The following is a 9,970-nucleotide window of genomic DNA, read 5'->3' as shown; positions in this document are numbered from 1 at the left end:
TTCGGAATTGTCGATAATGTAGTCGGCTTTTTGTTTTTTAAGCTCAATATCAAGCTGGTTGTTTAAAATTGCAAGGGCCTGCTCTTCACTTACGCAATCCCTTTGCATTACCCTTTTTACCTGCAGTTTTTTCGGGGCGTAAATTACTAAGATTTTATCGAATTCGGGGTAGTTTTGTTTTTCAAAATACAAAGGCAGATCCACAAAGTATTTAACGCCGTCTTTTTCATACTTTAGTGCAAGTTCGATTACTCTTTTTTTTACTTCGGGCAAAATAAGATCTTCTAAGGTTTTCAGTTTTTCTTTGTCGTTAAATACGATGTCTCTTAGTTTTTTCCTATCCGCAGTACCGAAAATTTCTTTTATTTTTTCTTTTTTTTCTTCAAATACCTCTTTGCTTATTTCATCGGCGTCTATTATTTTATAGCCGAACATTTTCAAAAAAGAGGCGACAGTGCTTTTGCCCGTCCCTATGCCGCCTGTGAGTACAATCGCATTTTTAAATTTCAAAAAATTTAATGATTTTTCGGAAACTTCGTTATTCTCAATTCTCAATTCTCAATTCTCCATTAAGGTTTGATAACGTCTTTTATATATTCAAAAATATATTTGGGCAGAACGAAACTCGCAAGGTGTATGTCCGTATGGTAATAATGGGTGTTTTCTACGAAGTCGCTTCTGTGTCTTATTAGGTCGGCTGTCGGATGAATTTCTTTGCTTGCAAACACCAGCGATTTTCTTTCTCCGCTGTCTTCAATGAAATAATAAGGCATTACGATGTAAAAAAGCTTGCTGAGATTTGCGAAAAGCTCCCTGTCTTCAAGGGATGAGGCAGTTGTGATGTATATGCCCTTATCGTTGAGTTTTTCATATACTTTAATCAAATCGCCCGGTTTTTCTTCGATGATAAGGTCATATTTTTTCTCGGTGTCTTCGTTGAAAAGTTCAAATTTCTTGGTAAGGATTTTGTCGAATTCCCCGTTTAAAACATCCGGTACCAGAAATCTGTCTCCGGCTTCCTGGGTGCACGCCCCTACAAGTGCCATCATCTCTTTTTGAGTCTGAGTCATTACTGTCCTTTTTTTGGCTTAATATATCAAAAAAAACGAAAATTACAAATAACGGACGAATTAATTTTTAATTTTTCACTTTTAACTTTTCATTTTGTTATACTTTCCAAAAAAGGCTGTTAATGGTTGCCCATCTGTGCTGCAGTGTTGATGCGGGATATTTTTTAAAAAGATTAAAGGAGGATTTTCCGGATGAAAAAATAACCGGTTTTTTTTATGATCCGAACATTCATCCTTACGGCGAATTTAAGCTCCGTTCGCTTGACACCGAAAGAATATGTAAAAAATTAGGGGTTGAATATGTCGAGGGCGAATATGATTACGAAGGCTGGCTTAAAGCAGTCGAAGGAAAGGAAAACGAGCCGGAAAAGGGCGTTAGATGCTCTATATGTTTTGACCACTCTTTGGAAGCTACCGCAAAATTTGCGCAAAAAACGGGGGATAATGTAATCACTACATCCCTTTTAATGTCGCCTATGAAATCACAAGAGCAGTTAAGTTCGGTCGGAAAAGTTATAAAAAGAAAATACGGTGTCGATTTTTACGCTCCCGATTACCGCAAAAAAGGCGGGACCCAGGCTCAGCAGCAGTTTGCGAAAGAAACTCAGATGTACAGGCAGGATTATTGCGGGTGTCTGTACGGAATCTGGCGGCAAAAACGGCGTCAGGAAATAATAGACGAGCTTTTGAGTCCCGTTACGGGACAGGTACTTCCCGCAAGCATAGAAGAGAGGTTAGAAATTTACAAAAAAAGGCTTGAATATGAAGATAAAGGTATAGAATATAAAATAATCAAAGAAAATTTTCTCAATTACAGACTGCTAAAAGGCAGTATAAAATGTAAAATGGAAAATCCGGGGTCCCCGAAAAGTCCTGAGACTTTTCGGGGTAAAGAGGGAGAATGGAGAATTACAGAGAGTTATATACTGTTTTATTCGTATCTTCAAAGACCTGCAAGGGGTAAAATAGAATTTGTAAAAGACGGGGTAGGGTATTTCAACAGAATGCAGATAATTTTTGTGGAAATTTCAAAATTTAACGAAATTTTAAATAAAAAATACCAAAATGTCAGGGAAATGGTAAAAAACCCTCCGGATATAAAAGAGGAGATGGAATTCAGGAAAAAAATCACACATTCCGAATATTCGTTATCGCCTGTAATTGTCGTTGATGAATTAAAAGAGAAATACGAAGTCCATATTGAAGCGAAAGTGTACCCCGATGTGAGAGAAATTTTGATAAAATTTTAATAAAAAAGGAATATATATGGTTTTTGATATTAATCAGATTCAGGAAATGCTTCCTCACAGATATCCGTTTTTATTGGTTGACAGAATTACGGAGGTTAAAGAAGGCGAATATGTAGAAGGGTATTTGAACATTTCCATTACTAACCAGGTGTTTCAGGGGCATTTTCCGGGACATCCCATTTATCCGGGCGTGCTGATTATCGAGGGTATGGCGCAGACGGGGGCTATTTTGCCTTTTACGGTTATGAGCAAGGAGGAATTGAGCGACAAAGTGGTGTATTTTATGAGTATAGACAAAGCCAAGTTCAGAAAACCGGTGCTTCCGGGCGATAAACTGGTATATAAAGTTTCAACAATAAAACACAGGGGAAAAATATGGCAGCTTAAAGGCGAAGCGTATGTGGACGGCGAGCTTGTTAGCGAAGCCGAACTTAAAGCCATGATAATGGATAAATAATTAAAAATGGAGAATAGAGAATTTAAAAAAAGGGCCCACGAAAAGTCGGTAGACTTTTTGGGGAATAGAGAGAATTGAGAATGGAGAATTTATGAAAGCGATTATTAAAGGAAAAATAGGAAAAAACTGTCAAATAGGCGAGGGCGCTATAATTGACGAAAACGTTGTTATAGGAGACAATAACGTTATCGAGCCGTATGCCTACATTACCGGTTACACCACCATAGGAGATAATAACCATATCTATTCGCATGCGGTGCTCGGCAGCGAGCCGCAGGATCTGAAGTATCACGGTGAAAAAACGCGGCTTGTTATAGGAAACAACAACAAAATCAGGGAATTTACCCTCATTAACCCCGGTACCGAAGGAGGGGGAGGTGTTACCAGAATAGGGGACAACAACCTTTTAATGGGATATGTTCACGTAGCGCACGACGTAATTATCGGAAACAACTGTATTTTGGCAAACGCCGCAACGCTCGCCGGACATGTCGTTTTGGAGGATTTTGTGGTTATAGGCGGTATGACGCCGATTCATCAGTTTGTAAAAATAGGTGCACATGCGATGATAGGAGGGGCGAGCGCGGTTGCGCAGGATATTCCCCCTTTTACGATAGCTGAAGGAAACAGGGCGAAACTTAGAGGTCTTAATCTTACGGGACTTAGAAGAAGGTTTGAAAACAGAAGCGATATTGATGCGATAAAAAAAGCGTACAAAGAGCTGTTCGAAAGCGGAAAACCGCTTAAGGATACGGCTAAAGAACTGCTTGAAAATACAGATAACGAATATGTAAAACATTTATGCGAATTCGTACTAAATTCGAAAAGGGGAATACCATATGATAGAAAAGTGTAGTTTCTGCGGAAGCCTTGAAACAGAGGACAATCCGCTATTGGCGGCGCCTGATGATGCGGCGTTTATCTGTAAAAACTGTGTGCTTACGGCGTATGAAATAATAATGGGGGCCGAAGATAAGAAACAGGAAAAAAAAGAAAAAAGCGCCGATATCAAGCTTCTTACCCCAAAAGCGATAAAAGCGCATTTAGACGAATACGTAATAGGGCAGGAAAGGGCTAAAAAGATAATTTCCGTTGCGGTTTACAACCATTACAAAAGAATACTTTTCGGAGCGAAAAGCGACGTTGAAATCCAAAAATCGAATATTCTTATGATAGGGCCCACCGGAAGCGGAAAAACGCTTATAGCAAGAACGCTCGCGAAGCTTCTTGATGTTCCTTTGGCAATTGCCGACGCCACTTCGCTTACGGAAGCGGGATATGTCGGAGAAGATGTTGAAAATGTGCTTTTGAAACTTATCCAGGCGGCTGACTGGGACATCGAAAAAGCCCAGAGGGGAATCGTGTTTATAGACGAAATAGACAAAATTTCAAGACTTTCCGAAAACAGATCCATTACAAGGGATGTAAGCGGCGAGGGCGTTCAGCAGGCACTGCTTAAAATCATAGAGGGATCAATCGTAAACGTTCCGCCTCAGGGGGGCAGGAAACATCCTAATCAGGAATTTATCCAGATAGACACTTCGAATATTCTGTTTATATGTGGCGGTGCGTTTGACGGGCTTGAGGAGATTATTCAAAAAAGGCTTGAAGGCGCAACCGTAGGGTTTTTGGGCAAAACAAAAGAGAAACTTACAAAAGACGATATTTTCGCACTTGTGGAGCCTGAAGATTTGGTTAAATACGGGCTTATTCCAGAACTTATCGGAAGGCTTCCGGTAATCGCCACTCTTAGAGAACTTGGAAGGGATGATCTCATAAAGGTTCTGACAGAGCCTAAAGACGCCCTTATCAAGCAGTATCAGGCCCTCTTTAAGCTTGACGATGCTCAGCTTGAATTTGAACGGGAAGCCCTTGAGGCTATAGCGGACAAAGCGATAAAAAGAGGAACGGGAGCAAGGGGGCTTAGAGCCATTTTGGAAGAGGCGATGGTTGATATTATGTTCAACCTGCCCGAATACAGGGGATATAAAATCATAATTACAAAAGATGTAATTGAGAAAAAAACCGAGCCCATACTTATAAAAAAGGAAGGAAATGTTTAACAAACTTTTAGGACTTTTCAGCAACGATTTGGCCATTGACTTGGGAACGGCCAATACTTTAGTGAGCGTTAAGGGAAAGGGTATCATTATAAACGAGCCGAGCGTTGTTGCCATTAAAGACGACAAACACAAAAAGAAAGTTTTAGCCGTCGGAAAAGCTGCAAAAGAGATGGTGGGTAAAACGCCCAAAAATATTGTAGCCATCCGCCCTATGAAAAACGGGGTGATTGCGGATTTCAGCGTGACGGAAGAGATGATAAGGTACTTCATTCAAAAAGTGCACAACAGAAAAGGTCTGATTAGACCGAGAATCGTAATATGCGTTCCTTACGGACTTACCCAGGTTGAGAGAAAAGCGGTTAAAGAATCGGCTATGAGCGCGGGGGCGAGGGAAGTGTATCTGATAGAAGAGCCTATGGCCGCCGCAATAGGTGCCGGTCTTCCAGTAAAAGAGCCTCAGGGAAGTATGGTAATCGATATCGGAGGCGGTACTACAGAAATAGGGGTAATTTCTTTAGGCGGGCTTGTGGTCAGTAAGTCGATCAGGGTTGCCGGTGATAAGTTTGACAGAAGTATAGTTGATTATATCAATAAAAAATACAATCTTATTATAGGCGAGAGGGTTGCCGAAGAGATTAAAATGGAAATCGGAAGCGCGGTTAAGCTTGATGAGGAACTCAAAATGGCGGTTCAGGGTAAAAACAGGATTTCCGGGCTTCTTGAAACTATAACGGTGACAAGCGAAGACATCAGAGAGGCGCTTAAAGAACCGGTTAAAGAAATAGGCGAAGCCGTTAAACAGGTGCTTGAAGAAACCCCGGCTGACCTTGCGGGGGACATTGTCGAAAACGGAATAGTGCTGACAGGCGGGGGCGCTTTGCTCAAGGGGCTTGACAAATATTTGAGCGATTTGGTTTTACTGCCGGTATATATTGCCGAAGAGCCTCTTTTGGCCGTTGCGAAAGGAACGGGAAAAGTTTTGGACGAAATAGAAATTTTAGCAACGCTTGATGAGTAAACGGTTATTATTAATCATTACTTTTTTGATAGTGGTGTTTTTTCAGATTCCCACTGTTAAAAAATACACTCTTGAAAGCGCCAATTCGCTTAAAAACTCTTTTTCCTCCCTTATTAATTCCTGGAAAAAAACATATGAGGAATATATCGATCAAAAAGACACCCTTCAAAAGCTTTTAAAGGAAAACAGGTTTTTAAAAGACGAAATTCAAAAAATAGCAGTCAAATACGCCACGTGTAAAGATCTGAAATATTTTAAGCGTCTGGACATTCCGAATATGGTTTTTACTCAGGTGATCTCCTATGCCAAACTGCCCGATTTTACCCAGGTGTATATAAATTACGACAAACCTTTTTTTACACCCCGTGGGCTTGTTTATAACAATATGGCGGCGGGGATAGCCGTAAAACATTATTCGAATTATTCTTTGGCCCTTTTAAATTCCAATGAAAAAACCTCTTATACGGTATATATAGGAAAAAACAAAATTCCGGGGATTTTTTACGGAAAAATCAATACAATTAAATATATTCCGAAATTTGAGAAAATAAATATAGGTGACTTGGTGATAACCAGCGGTCTTGACGGCGTTTTTTATCAGGGTGCGAAAGTGGGAATGGTTACGGAAATAATCGAAAGAAAGCTTTATCAGGAAGCTAAAATAAAACTTTTTTATAACGATTTGAACCCCGAGTTTTTTTATGTGGTGGAAACTTCCGTTGAAAATATACAAAAAAATAAAAATAAGGATATAATTAAAAAAAAGGAGTAAGGGATGAATACTCAAAACATTGAAAACACGCTTAAGAAAATGGGGCTTGTACTTGAAAAACTCGTTCAAAAAGTTGACGAACTCGATAAGAGAGTATCAAAACTTGAAGGAAAAGATGAAAAAAAGTTCTCAAGCGAGGATCTCAAAACAAAACCTCAGACTCAGACAAATTCGACTTCAAGCAGTTTATCAGGCGGCTTTGGAAGTAGCTTTTTAGGATCTTTAACCGGTGTAATGGCGGGAATGGGGCTTTACAACCTGCTTTTTAACCATAATGTTTCGCCTGTTCAGATGGGCGAGAGCCTCGGAATGGACAGCGGTGAGATAAACGAGGTTTTACAAAACGATTTAAACGAAATAGATTCTAAGCTTGATGAGATTGATTCGAAACTTGAAGAACTCGATGCAAAAATAGACGACGTCTCCGCGGATTTGGATGAAGATGTAATGACAAGCGAATATTTCGAAAGTTATGAAGATGAAGTGGCCGATAACGATTTTGAAGGGGGGTTTGACGATTTTGAAGGGCTGGACGATTTTGACGTTTAATCAATTTCGCACACTATCTCTTTGACTCCCTTTTTTTCCTGAATTTCGATTACTTTTATATCTTCAAAAGGGATTTTTAGCACCTCATCTAACGTTTCGGGTTTATGTTTTGAGATAATTGCCGTCAGTTTTCCCCTGTAAGCTTTGGCGAAATGGCTTAGAACTTTGCCGTTTTTGATAAATTTAAAGGTGATGGCGTTTTTGGGTTTATAGATTTTTTCGTAAAATTTCGCCCTTAAATCGATGAACGGTTCGTTTTCGTTTATTTTTTCAAGTGCGGGCGCAAATATGTTGTGATGGTAAGAGTATATGTCAAATCCCGGTTTCGCACCCTGTTTCAGTGTATATTCCGGAATGAAATCCCCGGCTTTTATAATACCGAAAAGGTTTGAAAATATATAAACGTTTTCATCTATCCATTTTTGAGAGTCTTTGTCGAGTTCACCGTATTTTAAGTGATCAAACGCAACGCCGCCGTATCTTAAAACGGCTTTTTTTGTCGGGCGTGAAAATACGGAGGTTTTATCGGATCCGAAATTTTTAATGTCGTCCGTCGTTTTTAAAAATTCATCGTATTTTTTAACGGCCTCTATTCTTTTTTCATAAATTTCTGGAAAAACGAAACTCTTTTTTGATATAGGGGGATTGTCTCCCCCTGCCGTTTTTCTCTCGCTCGGCGCTAAGAGTATTTTCATTTGAGTCCTTACATTTGAACGATAAAAATGGAACCGTCTCTTTTTATTTCAAGTAAAACGTCGCCTCTGTCAAGGTCTTTTAACTGCCTTTTAAGCTCGTCGATTGATTTTACATAAACCCATTTTCCTGTTTTTACGGTTTTTACTCTGAGAATTATGTCGCCTTTTTGAAGCCCTACCATTGCAGGATATGTGTTCGGCGCCACTTTGTCCACTTCTATATGCCCTTTGTTTTCTTTTAATGTCATTCCTTCGAGAAGTTTTATGTTCTCAATAGTTTCGACTTTTGTTTTAAGCGCTTTGAGTTTTGCCGTTAGAGTGATGTATTTTCCGTTTCTGTATACTTTGATGTTTACTTTTGCGTCCGGTCCTTTGAAAGCTATTTTGTTTCTGAGTTCCCCTGCGTTTTTAACTTCCTCCCCGTCAACCGCAACTATAATATCGCCGGGTTTTAATCCTGCCGCGGCGGCTGCGCTTTTCGGTTCGACTTTGTTGATAAGCACACCGTGGTCTATTCCGTAAAGTTTCGCCTTGCCTGAATCTATGTTGCTGATCATTACGCCTAAATATCCTCTTTCCACCTTGCCGTGTTTGATAAGCGATGTTATTACGAATTTCATCATATTGCTCGGAATTGCAAAGCCTATACCGTTGTTTCCGCCGCTTCTGCTTATTATTGCGGAATTGATACCTATAAGCCTTCCTTTAAGATCAACAAGCGCGCCTCCGCTGTTTCCAGGGTTTATTGCGGCGTCTGTCTGGATGAAGTTTTCATAGTCGTTCAGACCTATTGACGTTCTGTTAAGGGCGCTTATGATTCCGTGGGTAACCGTCTCACCCAGCCCGAAAGGGTTTCCTATCGCAAGAACGATGTCACCCACTTTGATTTTGCTTGAATCCGCGATTGTTATGGGTTTTAGGTTTTTTGCGTCTATTTTAATAATCGCAATGTCCGTTTTAGGATCCGTTCCTATAAGTTTCGCCGTGTATTTTCTTCCGTCGTGGAGTTTTACGATGATTTTCGTAGCACCCGATATCACGTGGTTGTTTGTAACGATATAACCGTCTTTTGTTACGATAACCCCGCTGCCTAAAGCATATTCTTTATGCTCTTTAGGCTCTTTGGGGATGTTTCCGAACGGACCGAAAAACCTTTTGAAAAAAGGATCTTCAAAAAATCTTCTGAACTGTTCGGGTATTTTGGTTTTAACCATTTTTTCGGTCGAAATGTTTACGACGCTCGGAATAACTTTCTGAACAACCGAAGAGTAAGACATTACAAGGCCGTTTTGATTAGGCGCTATTCTTTGGATGGCCGAATTGTCCACTTTTAAATTTAAATTTCCCGCCATTAATGCGACACTTACACTGACCGCTAAAATAAGTTTTTTCATTTCCGCTCCTTAAAAGTTAATTTCCCGGTGTCAGTATACTACAAAAGGGTTAAAAAAGAATTAAAAAGATTAAATTTCTTAAAGTTTGCTTAAATTTACCACCATGCTAGTATTTTTTCATTGATATCATCGGGGGAGTGTTTTAGCATATGATAGATGTGTCTTGCAAACATATCCGTTTCTATATTTACTTTCCTATGCGGTTTATATGTTTTAAAAAGAGTGTTTTCAAATGTATGCGGAATTATTGTCAGTCTGAACCTGTCGCTGAACACTTCGTTAACGGTCAGGCTTACACCGTCTATTGCGATTGAGCCTTTAGGTGCGACGTATTTCATAATTTTCGGATCTGTTTTTATGATTACATCGTAAGAGTTGGCGTTTTTTTTGATTTCAAGTATTTCGCCTATGGCGTCGACATGTCCCTGGATAAGGTGACCGTCTATTCTCTCCCCGAAACGAAGAGCCGGTTCTATATGCACTTCTTTTCCTGCCCGGTAATTTTCAAGCGGTACTATTTTTTGGGTTTCGGGTGAGAGTTCAACTTCAAACCCGTCAGAGTATATTTTTGTGACTGTAAGACACACGCCGTTTATTGCAATGCTGTCACCTGTTTGAGGTCTGTGTTTTGCCAAAACACTTAATTTGTTATTTGCAAAACTTTTTATTTTTGCCGTTTCTCTTATAAGTCCGTTAAACATT

Annotated in this window: 12 protein-coding genes; 7 read left to right on the top strand and 5 right to left on the bottom strand. The window is 39.7% G+C overall.

Features of this window, described 5'->3' with window-relative positions; genetic code table 11:
* On the bottom strand, positions 1-555 hold a 555-nt coding region (gene coaE / locus ACXJIE_RS06695; RefSeq protein WP_456480192.1), incomplete at its 3' end, for a dephospho-CoA kinase.
* Positions 556-569: 14 nt separating this feature from the next.
* Complete coding sequence (locus ACXJIE_RS06690) at positions 570-1,070, bottom strand: class I SAM-dependent methyltransferase (RefSeq protein ID WP_456480191.1); 501 nt, start codon at positions 1,068-1,070, stop codon at positions 570-572.
* Positions 1,071-1,192: 122 nt separating this feature from the next.
* Between ACXJIE_RS06690 and ACXJIE_RS06685 the strand changes: the two genes are divergently transcribed.
* The 7 genes from ACXJIE_RS06685 to ACXJIE_RS06655 all read left to right on the top strand — a co-directional run bounded on the left by ACXJIE_RS06685 (position 1,193) and on the right by ACXJIE_RS06655 (position 7,179).
* A complete protein-coding gene (locus ACXJIE_RS06685) occupies positions 1,193-2,320 on the top strand; it encodes an epoxyqueuosine reductase QueH (RefSeq protein WP_456480190.1) in 1,128 nt (375 codons plus the stop codon).
* A gap of 16 nt (positions 2,321-2,336) precedes the next feature.
* Entirely contained in the window at positions 2,337-2,777 is a 441-nt protein-coding gene (gene fabZ / locus ACXJIE_RS06680) for a 3-hydroxyacyl-ACP dehydratase FabZ (protein ID WP_456480189.1), read from the top strand.
* 91 nt (positions 2,778-2,868) lie between these two features.
* Positions 2,869-3,633 (top strand): acyl-ACP--UDP-N-acetylglucosamine O-acyltransferase, encoded by a 765-nt coding sequence (lpxA, locus tag ACXJIE_RS06675; protein WP_456480188.1) that lies wholly within the window; start codon positions 2,869-2,871, stop codon positions 3,631-3,633.
* Complete coding sequence (clpX, locus tag ACXJIE_RS06670; RefSeq protein ID WP_456480187.1) at positions 3,617-4,840, top strand: ATP-dependent Clp protease ATP-binding subunit ClpX; 1,224 nt, start codon at positions 3,617-3,619, stop codon at positions 4,838-4,840. Before lpxA ends, clpX begins: the two co-directional genes overlap by 17 nt.
* A complete protein-coding gene (locus tag ACXJIE_RS06665; protein ID WP_456480186.1) occupies positions 4,833-5,858 on the top strand; it encodes a rod shape-determining protein in 1,026 nt (341 codons plus the stop codon). Before clpX ends, ACXJIE_RS06665 begins: the two co-directional genes overlap by 8 nt.
* Positions 5,851-6,630, top strand: coding sequence for a rod shape-determining protein MreC (locus tag ACXJIE_RS06660; protein ID WP_456480185.1), 780 nt, complete (start codon positions 5,851-5,853; stop codon positions 6,628-6,630). The genes ACXJIE_RS06665 and ACXJIE_RS06660 overlap by 8 nt, the downstream gene beginning before the upstream one ends.
* Positions 6,631-6,633: 3 nt before the next feature.
* Complete coding sequence (locus ACXJIE_RS06655; RefSeq protein ID WP_456480184.1) at positions 6,634-7,179, top strand: hypothetical protein; 546 nt, start codon at positions 6,634-6,636, stop codon at positions 7,177-7,179.
* On the opposite strand, the gene ACXJIE_RS06650 is transcribed toward ACXJIE_RS06655, so the two are convergent.
* The 3 genes from ACXJIE_RS06650 to ribE form a co-directional block, all read right to left on the bottom strand.
* The gene (locus ACXJIE_RS06650) at positions 7,176-7,874 is read right to left on the bottom strand and encodes a YaaA family protein (RefSeq protein WP_456480183.1); all 699 of its coding nucleotides are present in this window, start codon (positions 7,872-7,874) and stop codon (positions 7,176-7,178) included. The two genes, ACXJIE_RS06655 and ACXJIE_RS06650, sit on opposite strands and share 4 nt — an antisense overlap.
* Positions 7,875-7,882: 8 nt before the next feature.
* Positions 7,883-9,268, bottom strand: a complete 1,386-nt coding sequence (locus ACXJIE_RS06645; protein WP_456480182.1) for a DegQ family serine endoprotease — start codon at positions 9,266-9,268, stop codon at positions 7,883-7,885.
* Positions 9,269-9,363: 95 nt separating this feature from the next.
* Complete coding sequence (gene ribE / locus ACXJIE_RS06640) at positions 9,364-9,969, bottom strand: riboflavin synthase (protein ID WP_456480181.1); 606 nt, start codon at positions 9,967-9,969, stop codon at positions 9,364-9,366.
* Between the last annotated feature and the right edge of the window lies 1 nt (position 9,970).

This window comes from Nautilia sp. (assembly GCF_053994455.1).
This window is presented reverse-complemented; position numbering and strand designations above follow the sequence as displayed.

Excerpts from the sequence above, each read along its gene's own strand:
- clpX (WP_456480187.1), top strand. The coding sequence starts at position 3,617 with ATGATAGAAAAGTGTAGTTTCTGCGGAAGCCTTGAAACAGAGGACAAT.
- ACXJIE_RS06655 (WP_456480184.1), top strand. The coding sequence starts at position 6,634 with ATGAATACTCAAAACATTGAAAACACGCTTAAGAAAATGGGGCTTGTA.
- ACXJIE_RS06645 (WP_456480182.1), bottom strand. The coding sequence starts at position 9,268 with ATGAAAAAACTTATTTTAGCGGTCAGTGTAAGTGTCGCATTAATGGCG.
- ACXJIE_RS06650 (WP_456480183.1), bottom strand. The coding sequence starts at position 7,874 with ATGAAAATACTCTTAGCGCCGAGCGAGAGAAAAACGGCAGGGGGAGAC.
- ACXJIE_RS06685 (WP_456480190.1), top strand. The coding sequence starts at position 1,193 with ATGGTTGCCCATCTGTGCTGCAGTGTTGATGCGGGATATTTTTTAAAA.
- fabZ (WP_456480189.1), top strand. The coding sequence starts at position 2,337 with ATGGTTTTTGATATTAATCAGATTCAGGAAATGCTTCCTCACAGATAT.
- ACXJIE_RS06665 (WP_456480186.1), top strand. The coding sequence starts at position 4,833 with ATGTTTAACAAACTTTTAGGACTTTTCAGCAACGATTTGGCCATTGAC.
- ACXJIE_RS06690 (WP_456480191.1), bottom strand. The coding sequence starts at position 1,070 with ATGACTCAGACTCAAAAAGAGATGATGGCACTTGTAGGGGCGTGCACC.
- ribE (WP_456480181.1), bottom strand. The coding sequence starts at position 9,969 with ATGTTTAACGGACTTATAAGAGAAACGGCAAAAATAAAAAGTTTTGCA.
- ACXJIE_RS06660 (WP_456480185.1), top strand. The coding sequence starts at position 5,851 with ATGAGTAAACGGTTATTATTAATCATTACTTTTTTGATAGTGGTGTTT.
- lpxA (WP_456480188.1), top strand. The coding sequence starts at position 2,869 with ATGAAAGCGATTATTAAAGGAAAAATAGGAAAAAACTGTCAAATAGGC.